Source organism: Solibacillus isronensis, from assembly GCF_900168685.1.
Taxonomy (GTDB): Bacteria; Bacillota; Bacilli; order Bacillales_A; family Planococcaceae; genus Solibacillus; species Solibacillus isronensis_A.
Genome location: NZ_FVZN01000013.1, coordinates 36766 through 51819 on the forward strand (window position 1 = coordinate 36766; position 15054 = coordinate 51819).

General features: G+C 40.6%; 12 protein-coding genes and 1 riboswitch. Of the genes, 1 reads left to right on the top strand and 11 read right to left on the bottom strand.

Features of this window, described 5'->3' with window-relative positions; all coding sequences use genetic code 11:
* Nucleotides 1-69: 69 nt before the first annotated feature.
* The 6 genes from sufU to gltB all read right to left on the bottom strand — a co-directional run bounded on the left by sufU (nt 70) and on the right by gltB (nt 10323).
* Nucleotides 70-510 carry a Fe-S cluster assembly sulfur transfer protein SufU gene (gene sufU / locus B5473_RS06855; protein ID WP_079524188.1) on the bottom strand — a complete coding sequence of 147 codons (441 nt, stop codon included), beginning with the start codon at nt 508-510 and terminating at the stop codon, nt 70-72.
* Nucleotides 500-1729: a cysteine desulfurase gene (locus B5473_RS06860; protein WP_079524189.1), complete on the bottom strand. Its 1230-nt coding sequence runs from the start codon at nt 1727-1729 to the stop codon at nt 500-502. The genes sufU and B5473_RS06860 overlap by 11 nt, the downstream gene beginning before the upstream one ends.
* Nucleotides 1729-3036: a Fe-S cluster assembly protein SufD gene (gene sufD, locus B5473_RS06865; RefSeq protein ID WP_079524190.1), complete on the bottom strand. Its 1308-nt coding sequence runs from the start codon at nt 3034-3036 to the stop codon at nt 1729-1731. Before sufD ends, B5473_RS06860 begins: the two co-directional genes overlap by 1 nt.
* Nucleotides 3037-3054: 18 nt before the next feature.
* Complete coding sequence (sufC, locus tag B5473_RS06870; RefSeq protein WP_008408673.1) at nt 3055-3834, bottom strand: Fe-S cluster assembly ATPase SufC; 780 nt, start codon at nt 3832-3834, stop codon at nt 3055-3057.
* Between the two features lie 471 nt (nt 3835-4305).
* Nucleotides 4306-5787: a glutamate synthase subunit beta gene (locus tag B5473_RS06880; protein WP_079524192.1), complete on the bottom strand. Its 1482-nt coding sequence runs from the start codon at nt 5785-5787 to the stop codon at nt 4306-4308.
* 15 nt (nt 5788-5802) lie between these two features.
* Complete coding sequence (gltB, locus tag B5473_RS06885; protein WP_079524193.1) at nt 5803-10323, bottom strand: glutamate synthase large subunit; 4521 nt, start codon at nt 10321-10323, stop codon at nt 5803-5805.
* Between the two features lie 118 nt (nt 10324-10441).
* Between gltB and B5473_RS06890 the strand changes: the two genes are divergently transcribed.
* Nucleotides 10442-11344 (top strand): LysR family transcriptional regulator, encoded by a 903-nt coding sequence (locus B5473_RS06890; RefSeq protein WP_079524194.1) that lies wholly within the window; start codon nt 10442-10444, stop codon nt 11342-11344.
* 99 nt (nt 11345-11443) lie between these two features.
* Here B5473_RS06890 and B5473_RS06895 read toward each other — a convergent pair whose 3' ends face one another.
* From B5473_RS06895 to B5473_RS06915, 5 genes are all read right to left on the bottom strand, one after another.
* Complete coding sequence (locus tag B5473_RS06895; protein WP_079524195.1) at nt 11444-12250, bottom strand: MetQ/NlpA family ABC transporter substrate-binding protein; 807 nt, start codon at nt 12248-12250, stop codon at nt 11444-11446.
* A 151-nt stretch (nt 12251-12401) separates the two neighbouring features.
* Complete coding sequence (locus tag B5473_RS06900) at nt 12402-13070, bottom strand: methionine ABC transporter permease (protein ID WP_079524196.1); 669 nt, start codon at nt 13068-13070, stop codon at nt 12402-12404.
* Nucleotides 13063-14091 (bottom strand): methionine ABC transporter ATP-binding protein, encoded by a 1029-nt coding sequence (locus tag B5473_RS06905; protein ID WP_079524197.1) that lies wholly within the window; start codon nt 14089-14091, stop codon nt 13063-13065. The genes B5473_RS06900 and B5473_RS06905 overlap by 8 nt, the downstream gene beginning before the upstream one ends.
* 145 nt (nt 14092-14236) lie before the next feature.
* A riboswitch (SAM riboswitch) is annotated at nt 14237-14339 on the bottom strand.
* 57 nt (nt 14340-14396) lie between these two features.
* Nucleotides 14397-14705, bottom strand: a complete 309-nt coding sequence (locus B5473_RS06910; RefSeq protein WP_079524198.1) for a thioredoxin family protein — start codon at nt 14703-14705, stop codon at nt 14397-14399.
* A 7-nt stretch (nt 14706-14712) separates the two neighbouring features.
* Nucleotides 14713-15039, bottom strand: coding sequence for a toprim domain-containing protein (locus tag B5473_RS06915; protein ID WP_079524199.1), 327 nt, complete (start codon nt 15037-15039; stop codon nt 14713-14715).
* Nucleotides 15040-15054 lie beyond the last annotated feature (15 nt).

Here is a 15054-nt window from a genome sequence, read left to right on the forward strand (position 1 = left end):
TAGCGCTTTGACCTGGATAAATAGAGAAGTGCTAAAATGTGCATAAACACACTTTAGCCTTACTACTATTTATTTCTTTTCGTTGTTTACGCCTTTTTCCATCGCTTTCCAAGCTAATGTAGCGCATTTTATACGTGCCGGGAATTTTGCCACACCTTGCAGCGCTTCAACATCCCCAAGATCGTACTTTTCATCGTCAAAGTCTTCGCCCAGCATCATTTTTGAGAAAATATCAGCCAGTTCCAAAGCTTCGTCCAATTTTTTTCCTTTAACGATTTGAGTCATCATAGATGCTGAAGACATGGAGATTGAACAGCCTTCCCCATCGAACTTCGCATCTTCCACGATACCATCGTTCAGCTTCAATGTTAAATGGATACGGTCACCGCATGTAGGGTTATTCATATCGATTGTCACACTGTTTTCTTCAAGAGACCCTTTGTTACGAGGGTTTTTATAGTGATCCATAATTACGGAACGATAAAGTTGATCTAAATTATTAAAAGACATCGCCAAAATACTCCTTCGCTGAGCGCAATCCTGCAACTAAACGATCAACATCTTCTTCATCATTGTACATGTAGAAGCTTGCTCGAGCTGTTGCTGTTACTTGAAGCCATTTCATTAAAGGTTGGGCGCAATGATGTCCTGCACGAACAGCGATTCCACTCATATCCAATACTGTCGCGACATCATGTGGATGTACGTCATCTAGATTGAATGTAACAAGTCCGCATCGTTTCATTGGGTCACGTGGTCCGAAAATCTGAAGACCATCAATCGTTTCCAATTGATCCATTGCATAACCTACCAACTTATGTTCGTGGGCTGCAATATTGTCTAAACCGATTTCCTCTAAAAAGTCGATTGCAGCACCTAAACCAATTGCACTTGCAATGATCGGTGTACCACCCTCGAATTTCCACGGTAACTCTTTCCATGTTGATTCATTTAAACCTACGAAATCAATCATTTCGCCGCCAAACTCTACTGGTTCCATTTCTTCAAGAAGCGCCTTTTTACCATATAGTACCCCAATTCCAGTAGGTGCACACATTTTATGTCCTGAAAATGCTGCGAAGTCAACATCCAAATCTTGAATATCGATCTTCATATGCGGTGCTGCCTGAGCTAAATCAGCAACTACTACCGCACCATTTGCATGGGCAATTTGTGCAACTTCTTTAATAGGATTGATTGTACCTAATACGTTGGAAACATACATCATAGAAACAATTTTCGTTTGTGGCGTTATTGTTTCACGTACTTTTTCCAATGAAATTGTACCGTCTGCTTCAAGGTCGATATATTTCAATACCGCGCCTTTTTCTTTTGCAAGCTGTTGCCAAGGAATAATGTTTGAATGGTGTTCCATGTACGTAATGACAATTTCATCACCTTCTTGTATATTCTGGCGACCATAGCCTGCAGCAACCGTATTAAGTGCTGTTGTTGTACCACGAGTGAAAATTACTTCTTGTGTTGAACTAGCATTAATGAATTTACGAACTTTTTCACGTGCACCTTCATAGGAATCCGTTGCACGGTTACCAAGTGTATGGACACCTCGGTGAACGTTTGAGTTATCTAAATTATAGTAATTTGAGATTGCTTCAATTACTTGAATTGGCTTTTGAGATGTAGCCGCACTATCCAAATAAACTAAAGGATGTCCATTGACTTCCTGATTTAAAATTGGAAAATAACTTTTAATATCGTTAGGTATCATTATCGAACTTTCCTTTCGATAACCTCCGTCAGCTGCTTTTTAACGCCTTCGATTGGCAATTTAGCAACAACTGGCGCAAGGAATCCGTGAATTACAAGGCGCTCTGCTTCTGCTTTAGAAATACCACGACTCATTAAGTAGTACAGTTGAGTTGGGTCAACACGTCCAACAGATGCCGCGTGTCCTGCTGTTACATCGTCTTCATCAATTAACAGAATCGGGTTAGCGTCACCGCGTGCCCCTTCTGAAAGCATCAGTACGCGAGACTCTTGTTCTGCGTTTGCTTTTGTACCACCATGCATAATATGACCGATTCCGTTAAAGATTGACTGTGCAGAATCTTTCATTACACCGTGTTTTAAAATTTGACCGTCGGAATTTTTACCCCATTGACGGATTAATGTTGTGAAGTTAAGTTTTTGATCTCCGCTACCTACTGTTACCATTTTGAAATCTGAAGTAGAGTTATCGCCAACTAAGTTTGTAGTATTTTCATAAATTGTATCTGAGTTTGTCATTAAACCTAATGCCCAGTCAATTTTTGCATCGCGCTCAGCATGTCCACGGCGGTTTACATAAGCAGTATAGCCATGTGCCAAGTTGTCTACTGCACCGAATGTTACTTGTGCATTATCTTTTGCGATTACTTCTGTTACAACGTTTACTTGACCATGTGCTTCATCAAATGTAGAAATGTAAGTTTCAACATAAGTAACAGCCGAAGATTCTTCTGCTACTACTAACACGTGGTTAAATAATGAAGCTTCTGCATCGTCATTTAAAAATACAACTTGTAGAGGTGCTTCGATTACAACGTTGCGTGGCACGTATACGAAAATACCGCCGTTTACTAGTGCTGCATGGTAAGCAGTTAATTTATGCTCGTCCACTTTTACAGCTGTCGTCATAAAGTATTTTTCTACTAAATCTTTATGATCGCGAACCGCTGTTTGAATATCCGTGAAAATTACACCTTTGTTTTTCAGTTCTTCTGAAACTTTAATGTACGCTGGTGTATTGTTGCGTTGGATATACAGGTTTTCTTGTGTTTCAATATCAACTACTGATTTCACCTCTAAAGGCAGCTCTTCCAATGAATTGAATGGAGCGCTTTCTACTGTGTGGTTCGGGAAATCAATGAAGTTCCACTTGCTAATGTTCGTTCTGTCTGGTTTTGGTAAGTCAAGCGCAGCAGCTTTTTCCATTGCGCTCACACGGAAATCAGCAAATGTTGCTGGTTCAGCATGTTTTTGCGAGAACGAGCGTACTTCTTCTGCTGATAACGCTAATTTTGTTTCAACCGTCATCTTCGTCGTCCTCCTTAATTATGCTTCTGTTACTTCTTCAGTATCTTCAATACCTAATTCAGCTTTAATCCACTCATAACCTTCTGCTTCCAAGCGTTGTGCTAATTCAGCACCACCTGATTTTACAACTTTACCTTGCATCATTACGTGAACATGGTCAGGTGTGATGTAGTTTAATAAACGTTGGTAGTGAGTGATCATTAGGCAGCCGAAACCTTCGCCGCGCATTTCGTTAATACCTTTTGAAACTACTTTTAATGCATCGATATCTAAACCAGAGTCGATTTCATCTAAAATACCGAATGTTGGTTTGATCATCATCATTTGTAGAATTTCGTTACGTTTTTTCTCACCGCCAGAGAAACCTTCGTTTAAGTAACGTTGAGACATTTCTTCAGGCATTTCTAAGAATTCCATTGTTTTATCTAATTCACGGATGAATTTCATTAATGAGATTTCTTGTCCTTCTTCACGACGAGCGTTAATAGCTGAACGTAAGAAGTCGGCGTTTGTTACACCAGGAATTTCTGATGGGTATTGCATAGCAAGGAATAAACCAGCTTGTGCACGCTCATCTACTTCCATTTCTAATACATTTTCACCATCAAGGTAGATTTCGCCTGATGTTACTTCATATTTTGGGTGACCCATAATTGCAGAAGCTAATGTCGATTTACCAGTACCGTTAGGACCCATGATCGCATGTACTTCGTTTGTATTGATAGTTAGATTTACACCTTTTAAAATCTCTTTTCCGTCGATTTCAACGTGAAGATCTTTAATTTCTAATGTTGACATTAAATTACCTCCAAATATTCATTTGCATACTTTTTGTACGCCAAATTAAGTTCATTACCAATCTTACCCGAAATGAATGTTGGTTGCAAATAGTTTAGAATGATTTTAATTAAAAAATATCTATCATTCTCGGAAAACGCTTTACTGCAGTTTATTTCTACTATTTTAGTAGTAATAATTTTGCTTTCCATTTTTTCAATAGCAATCCTTTAATTGAGAATCAATTTCACTTATTCAAATGATTGATTCTATAATTCCTAAAAAATATTTAAAGTTGGACCATAACTTAAAAACGCCATTTTTCTCTGGGAGAAAAATGGCGTTTTTTAGCGGTGTGTAAAATTGATTTCCATTCCGGGACGCTTTCCGCGGGCACGGCCTGAGCCTGTAGTCTCAGGCGTCGTGCTGTTCCCGCTGGAGTCGCCCTCCATTCCAATCAATTTTATTAAAATATCCGTTCTTACTATCCTATTAACTTTTCACTAACATTTCATTTAAATAATAATGAACACTTGCGGCAACTCCACGTCCTTCTTTGATTGCCCATACGACAAGGCTTTGGCCTCGGCGTGCGTCACCGGCAGCAAAAACGCCGGGAATATTTGTTTCGTAGTCTTTAATCGATGCACGGATGCGGTTATTCGTTAGTTCTAGTCCGAAATGTTCTGGCGTTTCTTTTTCGGCACCTTCAAAGCCGATTGCTACAAATACATGCTGTGCCGGCCATACTTTCTCAGTGCCAGGCAGCTCTTTAAAGTAGTGGAAGCCATCCTCACCCAGAATCTTTTCCATTTGAATTGTGTGAAGTGCTTTTACATTACCATTGCTATCTTTTTCTATTTTAGTAGTTTGAATACAATATTCCCGTGGATCACGGCCAAATTTCGCATCGGCTTCGGCATAAGCATAATCCATTGTATAAATGTTCGGATCTTTTGGCCACATCGTTTCGTCTGTACGAGTTGTCGCTTGTTGCGGATGTTTACCAAATTGGTATACTGAACGGCATTTTTGACGGAGGGCTGTTGCTACACAGTCAGCCCCTGTATCACCGCCACCAATTACAATGACATCTTTTCCTTCAACATTTAACGCCTGATTATCCGTAAAATCAGAATCTAGCAGGCTTTTTGTAACATCCGTTAAATAATCCATCGCTAAATGAATATTGCCTGCATCACTTCCTTCTAAATGAAGGACCCTTTGTTTTTGTGCTCCCGTACATAAAATTACAGCATCAAAATCAGCTTGTAATTGCTCTTTCGTGATATCTTTACCGATTTCCGTGTTTGCAACGAAATCGATTCCTTCTAATGTTAATAAGTGGACACGACGTTCAATCACATCTTTTTCAAGCTTCATATTCGGGATTCCGTACATTAATAATCCGCCAAATCGGTCAGATCGTTCGAACACCGTTACGGAATGGCCAAGCTGGTTCAGTTGATCAGCTGCTGCTAAGCCTGCAGGACCTGAGCCGACAATCGCCACTTTATAGCCAGTTCTTGAAGCCGGGATACGCGGTGTGATCCAGCCATTTTCAAATCCTTTATCAATGATCGTACGTTCGATCGATTTAATTGCGACAGCCGGATCCGTAATGGCAAGTGTACAAGACCCTTCACATGGAGCAGGACAGACACGGCCAGTAAATTCAGGGAAATTATTCGTCATATGCAAACGTTCCAACGCTTCCTGCCATTTCCCTTTATAAACTAAGTCATTCCATTCAGGGATAACATTTTGAATCGGACATCCTGCTGCAGTACCGCGAATTTCAATTCCCATATGGCAAAATGGCGTTCCACAATCCATACAGCGCGCACCTTGTGTCTGTAATTTTTCATCAGATAGTTTGCTTGTATATTCACCCCAATTTGAAAGACGCTCTAGTGGTCGTTGCTCCTGAACTTTCTCTCGTTTAAATTCCATAAAACCCGTTGCTTTTCCCATGCTAGAAACCCCCTCTTATTTTGTGCTCACAAGCTTCTTCTGACTAGTCGTCACTTCCGTAAATGCCTGCATTGCTGCATCGTCCTTTGTAGAACCGGTTGCAGTGTAGTGGTTTATTTTATCCACCATTATTTTATAATCTGTCGGCACAACTTTTACGAACTTCGGAACAAACTGCTCCCACTTCGCTAATACATCCAATGCGTAGGAACTATCCGTTTCTTCCAAATGTTGAATAATTAATTGGCGAACAGATTCAATCTCCGCTTTGTCTGTCAGTTTTTCAAAATGGATCATTTCCATATTGCATTGTGCTTTGAACTTTTTCTCATCACTCGGCAGAATATAACCGATTCCTCCGGACATTCCGGCACCAAAGTTTTGACCGACATCCCCTAATATAACGATTTTCCCGCCAGTCATATACTCACAGCCGTGATCTCCAATTCCTTCAACAACGATCTCAGCACCTGAATTACGAACACCGAATCGATGTCCTGCACGTCCGTTGATAAAGGCTTTACCGCTCGTTGCCCCGTATAAACAAACATTTCCGGCGATGACGTTTTTCTCCTGTTCACCTTTGATCGGTGCAATGGCTGTCACTTTCCCTCCTGACAAGCCTTTACCGAAGTAATCATTAACATCCCCGACTACGCGCATCGCCATTCCTCTTGGGATAAATGCGCCGAAGCTTTGACCAGCATGGCCTGTAAACGTTAAGTTAATTGTATTATCAGGTAAGCCTGCTTCCCCATATTTGCGGGAAATTTCACTGCCGACAATTGTTCCAATTACACGGTCTGTATTCTTAATTGGATAATTTAATTCGATACGTTCATTTCCTTCTATTGCCTTTGAAACTTGCGGCAATAACTCGCGTAAATCAAAGCTTCCCTCAATATTATGGTTTTGCTGATGCTGCTTCGTGCGTGTACCTTGGATTTGATGAAGCAGTGCTGTTAAATCAAGCTGGCTTGCTTTCCAATGTTTTGCCGTACGATCTGAAATTTGCAGTACATCTGTACGACCTACCATCTCTTCAACAGTACGGAATCCTAAAATACTCATATATTCACGCATTTCTTCTGCAACAAAACGCATATAATTGACAACATGATCAGCTGAACCCATAAATTTAGCACGGAGTTCCGGATTTTGTGTTGCTACACCTACAGGACAAGTATCCAAATGACAGGCACGCATCATGACACAACCTAAAACGATTAGCGGTGCTGTCGCAAAACCAAATTCCTCTGCTCCTAAAAGTGCTGCCATTACGACATCTTTCCCTGTCATGAGCTTGCCGTCCGTTTCCAGTGTCACTCGGTCGCGCAGTCCGTTAAGCATTAATGTTTGGTGCGCTTCAGCTAAACCGAGCTCCCACGGTAAGCCAGTATGCTTAATCGATGTTTTCGGTGATGCCCCTGTTCCGCCATCATAGCCCGAAATGACGATGACATCTGCTGCACCTTTAGCAACGCCTGCTGCAATTGTACCAACACCCGCTTTAGCTACGAGCTTTACAGAAATTCTTGCATGACGGTTTGCATTTTTTAAATCATGAATCAACTGTGCCATATCCTCGATCGAATAAATATCATGATGCGGCGGCGGTGAAATTAACCCTACCCCAGGAGTTGAACCACGTACATCCGCTACCCATGGATATACTTTATTGCCTGGTAGCTGGCCGCCTTCCCCCGGTTTCGCACCTTGCGCCATTTTAATTTGCAGCTCATCGGCATTTACTAAATAATGCGATTTCACCCCAAAACGTCCTGATGCAATTTGTTTAATTACACTGCGCTTGTTGTCACCATTCGGTTCGATCATAAAACGGGCTGGATCTTCCCCACCCTCACCAGAGTTCGAGCGTGCGCCTAGACGGTTCATCGCTACCGCTAAAGTTTCGTGCGCTTCTTTCGATAACGAACCAAACGACATAGCCCCTGATTTGAAACGTTTCACGATTGAATCCACTGACTCGATTTCTTCCATCGGGATTCGACGCTCATTCTTTTTAAAGTCAAATAAATTACGTAAAAATCCGATTCGTTCCTCATTGGCCATTTCCGCATACATCCGGTATAATCCAAAGTCGTTTTTACGTGTAGCCCACTGAAGGGTATGGATTGTTTTCGGATTGAACGCATGATGCTCTCCGTCTGCACGCCATTGGAAATCTGAACCTGATTGCAGTTGCGCTGACATCGACTGCATTGCTTCCTCATGGCGGCGTCTCGCTTCTTCACCGATTGTTTGTAAGTCAATGCCATCAATTTGCGAAGCCGTACCTGTGAAGTATTCGTCAATCACTTCTTTTGAAATCCCGACTGCCTCGAATACTTGGGCACCGCGATAAGATTGGACTGTAGAAATCCCCATCTTCGACATTACTTTTACAACACCGTCTGCTGCACCTTTTCGGAATTTTTGAACCGCTTTTTCAAATGGTACAGATAAATGACCCTTTTCAATTGCCTCATCAATCGTTGCATATGCTAAGTACGGGTGAATCGCATCAACACCGAAGCCGATTAGTGCAACAAAATGATGAACTTCCCGAACTTCCGCACTGTTAACGATAATGCTCGCCTTTGTACGTAAACCGATTCGCACTAAATATTGGTGGATTGTACTCGCTGCCAGCAGGACAGGCATTGTTAACTGCTTAGCATCATCCATATAGTCTGATAGTACAATGATTGTCTTGCCGCCAAAGATAGCCGCTTCCGCTTCTGTCTTAATTCGGTTAAGTTCGCTTTCTAAATTTTCCGTGAATTTAAGAGAGATTTCCGCTACTTCAAAATGTTCTTCGTTATTATTTACGATTTGCTCATACTCTGCAGTCGTTAATACCGGCGTTTTCAGCAGGAGACGACGTGCATTTTGCGCATTCGGCTGTAATAAATCACCTTCCGCTCCAAGCAATGTCATTGTCGATGTCACGACATGTTCACGAATGGAATCAATCGGCGGGTTTGTTACTTGTGCAAATAACTGCTTAAAGTAATTAAATAATGATTGCGGTCTATCTGACAGAACAGCTAATGGTGTATCATTCCCCATCGAACCAAGCGGATCTTTTCCTTCATTTGCAAGGGGTACAATATATTTTTGAACGTCCTCAAATGTATAACCGTGAATTTTCTGGCGTAATGTAAGATCATTTATTTCTGGTAACTGCTCATTCTTTTCTTCAAGTTTGATCATATTTTCTTCCAGCCATGCTGCATAAGGTTTTTCTGCTGCGGCTTCGGATTTCAGCTCGTCATCCGAAATGATTTTCCCTTGTTCTAAATCAATTAACAGCATGCGACTTGGGCTTAATCGGTCTTTATAAAGAATGTCTTCCTCAGCGTAATCGACAACCCCTGTTTCTGATGAGAAAATAACATGATCGTCTTTTGTCACATATAGTCTTCCCGGGCGCAAACCATTACGGTCTAGAATCGCCCCGATCTGTTTGCCGTCCGTGAAACAAATAGCGGTAGGTCCATCCCAAGGCTCCATCAGGCTTGCATGATATTGATAAAACGCTTTGCGGTCTTCATCGATGCGCGGATTTTCTGTCCATGGCTCCGGAATCATCATCATCGCTGTCTCTGCAGGTGAACGTCCAGCCAATACAAAAAATTCAAATGCGTTATCTAGCATCGATGAATCAGAACCCGTTGTATCAATAATCGGTAACAGCTTTTCAAGGTCATCCCCAAACGCTTCAGATACGAACTGTTGCTCACGTGCACGCATCCAGTTAATATTGCCGCGCAATGTGTTAATTTCCCCGTTATGGATAATGTAGCGGTTCGGATGGGCCCTTTTCCAAGATGGGAATGTATTCGTCGAGTAACGTGAATGCACGAGCGCCAATGCAGATACAAAGCTATCATCCTGCAGATCCATATAAAATTCACTTACTTCTTCCGGTGAAAGCAACCCTTTAAAAACAATCGTCTGACTTGAAAGACTTGGAATATACAGTTCGAATTGTTGTTCCGTTGCCCAATGTTCCAATTGTTTTCGAATGACATACAGTTTTCGTTCGAACGTCTTATTATCGTTTTCGTTTGAACGAATAAATACTTGGCGAACAACCGGTGCAGTCGATTTAGCAATCTCACTTAAATTTTCCTTATTTGTCGGCGCAGTTCTCCAGCCGATCAGTTGCTGATTTTCCTGTTCAATTAATTCGTTCATCTTTTGTTCAATTTTAAGGCGTTCGTTTTCATTCTCTGTGAAGAAAATTTGACCAACACCATATTCACCCATTTCAGGTAAATTTAGTTCCGTACAGTTTTGTTGAAAGAAAGCATGTGGGATTTGAACTAACAGCCCTGCCCCATCACCTGTCTTGCCGTCCCCGCCGCGTCCTGCACGGTGTTCTAAGCGACATAACATTTCCAATCCTTTTTTTACAATCTGATGTGAAGGTATTCCTTTTATATTTGCATACATGCCGATTCCGCATGCGTCATGTTCAAATTCAGGATTATATAACCCTTGTGCTTCTGGTAACTGATGAAAACTCATATTCATTCCCCCTCATTCTTTCAATCCCGTATTTACATTTTAAAGTTTTCGAAATAATATAAACAATATATAGTTTGGATATAAACAATCTACTTTTTAGATGAATGGGGTGGAAATTGTGGAATTAAGACAGTTACGTTACTTTGTAGAGGTGGCAGAACGGGAGCATATTTCTGAAGCAGCGGAGCATTTACACGTTGCCCAGTCTGCAATCAGCCGGCAAATCGCCAACTTGGAAGAAGAACTCGGCACACCGCTTTTTGAACGGATTGGGCGTAACGTAAAACTGACGCCGGTCGGGAAGATTTTTTTGGAACATTGCATTACCGCACTCAAGGGAATTGATTTTGCTGCAAAGCAAGTAGAAGAATATTTAGACCCGGCAAAAGGGACGATTAAAATTGGTTTCCCTACAAGTTTAGCGAGCTATGTATTGCCGACCATCATTTCTGCATTTAAAAAAGAATACCCGGAAATTTCTTTCCATTTACGCCAGGGCTCCTATAAATATTTGATCGAGGCTGTTAAAAATCGTGAGCTGAATTTAGCTTTGCTTGGACCATTACCACCAAAAGACGAAGCAATCAATACGACCGTGCTGTTCAGCGAAAACATCCATGCTTTGTTGCCCGCAACACATCCACTAGCCAAAAAAGAATCGATTAACCTTGTCGATTTGCGTAATGACCAGTTTGTACTCTTTCCGGAAGGCTATATTTTAAATAAAGTAGCTGTTGATGCATGCCGCTCTGTAGGTTTCATGCCGAATATTACTTCCGAGGGAGAAGATATGGATGCTTTAAAAGGTCTTGTCGCAGCAGGAATCGGTGTGACACTTTTACCGGAAAGTTCACTCTACGATTCAACACCGCGCATGACCGTCAAAGTGCCGATCGCCATCCCTAATATAAGACGCACAGTCGGTATCATTGCACCAACATCAAGAGATCTTGCCCCATCCGAAGAAGTATTCGTCAAATTTATTTCCAGTTTTTATTCACGATTAACACGATTCCAATAATAGACTGCGACAGAAAGATAAGGAGAAATCCCTTATTCATTTTAAGTCCAGAAAAAAACCATTTTCTCCCCGAAGAGAGAAAATGGTTTTTTGATTATTTTATTCGCCTGAAACAGGTACTACTGAGCCGCCCCATTCTTCAACGATAAAGTCTTGAACTTCTTTTGAACGTAAAGCATCTACTAATGCTTTAATTTCTTTTGAATCTTCTTCACCAGATTTTACTGCAATAATGTTTACATATGGTGATTCACTAGATTCGATTGCGATTGAATCTTCCAATGGGTTAATGCCGTTATCGATTGCGAAGTTCGAGTTGATCAATACAGCATCGCCTTCTTCATTTTCGTACATTTGCACTAATAATTCAGCTGCAGTGTTTGCATCGAACACGAAGTTCTTAGGATTATCTACAATGTCTTTTGTTTCAGCTTTTGTTTTATCAATACCTTCTGCTAAAGTAATTAAACCTTGTGCTTCAAGTAATGAAAGCATACGACCATGGTCTGCTACTGAGTTAGAAAGTAAAATTGTTGCACCTTCAGGAAGCTCTTCTAAAGATGAATATTTTTTAGAGTAAACACCGATTGGCTCGATGTGAATACCGCCAGCATTTGCGAAGTCATAACCGAAATCTGCTTTTTGTGCTTCGAAGTATGGAATGTGCTGGAAGTAGTTTGCATCTAAATCGCCGTTATCTAAATCTTGGTTTGGAAGTACGTAATCTGTATATGATTCGATTTCCAGCTCAATACCTTGTTCTTCTAAAATTGGTTTAACTTTTTCAAGGATAACTGCGTGTGGTGTATTTGAAGCACCCACTACTAATTTTTCATCTTCTCCGCCACATGCTGCTAAAGCAAGTACTGAAGCTCCTAAAATAACGCTTGATAATAATTTCTTCATTTGTTTTACCTACCCTTTTTTTAGTTTGTTCAGTTTATCGAAACCTTTTTTATATTCAGATTATTTTTCTTGTAGACGCGCACTTTTTTAAAGTTTGCGTCCATATTGTTTCGATGCACCAATATATAATTACGGCCTTAGAAGCCACTAACTATCGTTTGTCCACTCTTGCTGTAATGAAATCCCCAATATACTGGATGATGAATACGACAACTAAAATTAAAACCGTTGCCATTAATGTCACATCTGTTCGGTTACGCTGGAAACCGTCAAGGAATGCCAGGTTACCTAAACCACCCGCACCGATAATGCCGGCCATTGCTGTATATCCTACTAATGCCACAGCTGTAACCGTAATACCTGAAATTAATGCCGGTAAGCTTTCCGGGATCAGCACTTTCCAAATAATCGTAGAAGTTTTTGCTCCCATTGAGCGGGCCGCTTCAATGACACCTTTATCAATTTCTCTTAATGCTATTAATACCATGCGCGCATAAAACGGTGCTGCCCCAATAATTAGCGCAGGTAATGCTGCATTGGCTCCACGGATTGTTCCAAGTAAAAACTTTGTGAACGGAATTAATAAAATGATTAAGACGATAAATGGAATCGAACGGAAAATATTTACGAGTGATCCTGTCAAAAAGTGTACAATTTTATTTGCCCATAATTGATTGTCACTCGTTAAAAATAAGACTATCCCAATCAGAATTCCAAGTATAAATGTAATGACTGTCGCAACAGCCGTCATATAAATTGTTTCATATGTTGCTTCGAGCATTTTACCCCAGTCGACGTTCGGAAATAATTGATTAAACATGCTCAATCACCTCCGTTTGAATTTCTTGCTTCGCTAAAAAGCTTAATGCTTCCGCTACTGCTTTAGGCTCTCCATTGATATGAATAAACAATGTACCGAATGAACCACCCGTTGTATTCGAGATTTTACCATGCACAATATTTACAACTACGTCAAATTGCTTAATCATTTGCGAGATGACAGGCTGTTCTGTCGTTGCCCCCGCAAATATTAATTTGGCGATTTTGCCTCCTGGATAGTTGGCAAAAATTTGTTCTAGTGATGCTTGTGTTTCCTGTGTTTCACCAGAAGCTTGTGATACGAAGTTTTTCGTAATTGGTGCTTGAGGATGCTGGAACACTTGCAATACATCACCCTGTTCCACTACTTTTCCGGCTTCCATTACCGCTACTCTGTTACAGATTTTGCGGATAACATGCATTTCATGTGTAATGAGTACAATTGTAAGACCGATGTTTTTATTAATATCAAGCAATAATTCCAGAATCGAATCCGTTGTTTCCGGATCAAGGGCTGAAGTTGCTTCATCACATAAAAGCACTTCCGGGTTGTTTGCCAACGCTCGTGCAATGCCTACTCGCTGCTTTTGCCCGCCTGACAGTTGAGAAGGATACGCTTTCCCTCTTCCTTTTAAACCAACGAGTTCAATTAGCTCTTGTACTCGCTTTTCACGATCAGCTTTTGAAACACCCGCAATTTCAAGGGGAAATGCGATGTTTTCTTCAACTGTACGTGACCAAAGCAGATTGAAGTGCTGAAAAATCATACTTATTTTTTGACGTGCTTCTCGTAATTTTGCCCCGGAAGCTTTTGCGATATCCTGGCCACCTACAAGGACAGAACCTGTTGTTGGCTTCTCCAAACCGTTCAGTAGGCGGATCATTGTACTTTTACCGGCACCACTGTAGCCGATAATTCCGTATATCTCTCCTTTGTTAATCGATAAGCTTACATTATCAACTGCTGTAAGCTTACCGTTTTTCGTGTTATACACTTTAGTAATATTTTGTATATCAATCATCGGTTGTACTCCTTCTAAATCGAAATAACCTGCCTGCTATTTCAAAATCATGTTCTTTTTTCATCCAAAACCTCCGTTGAATGAAAAAAACCTTTCTACCAAGACAAGTAGAAAGGTTTCACATACATTTATACGGTAAACCGTTCTCTCATCTTTCAAAGTTTAAACTTTGTGTGAATTGGCACCTTTGCGTAAACGCTGGTTGCCGGGCTTCATAGGGCACTTCCCTCCACCTCTCTTTATAAGAGCAACGTTATTAAGTTTTATTATTATGAATGTTACTTTATCACGACAAAGTGACTACGTCAATTACTTTTTTTTAATATTTCATACAAAAACGGTACGGATTTAAATGCATAAATCTTATTCGTTAGTTCTCCTTTGTCTGAAACGATTAAACAAGGTACACTTTCAATTTTCAATTCATAGGGTAAATCCCCCATATAATTGATATTTGCCATACCAAGCGGAAGATCTGGGAGTAATTTCTCAATTACATCCAACATTTTTTCCGACACTTCACATGTGCCGCACATAGGCGTATATAAGAAAAACGCTGTCTGATCATTCTGTTGTACATTCTGTTCCCACTGCTGTTTCGTCCATTGTTCCATTATACTGTCATCCTTCTTTTACTAAAAATTTTGCCTGTAGTAAAATATCCCTTAAGATTTTAGTAGGTGTTTTTTCTACTTCTACATATTCATGAGGTATGATAAGCTGTGTCGCTTCGGGATATGCACGGTTCATCAGTTTACGTAACTTTTCACCGTTTTTATCTGCATCAAACATTGTGATAATTTCATCTTGCTCATATTCTTCCAATAAATCAATCAAATTGACTTCGCTTATTGTGCCATTTGTACAAATAATCGTCACGTCCTCAGCTAATATCGGGAGTAATCTCAGTTTATCGGCACGACCTTCTACAACGATGCACTTTCCCATCCATACACGCTTCCT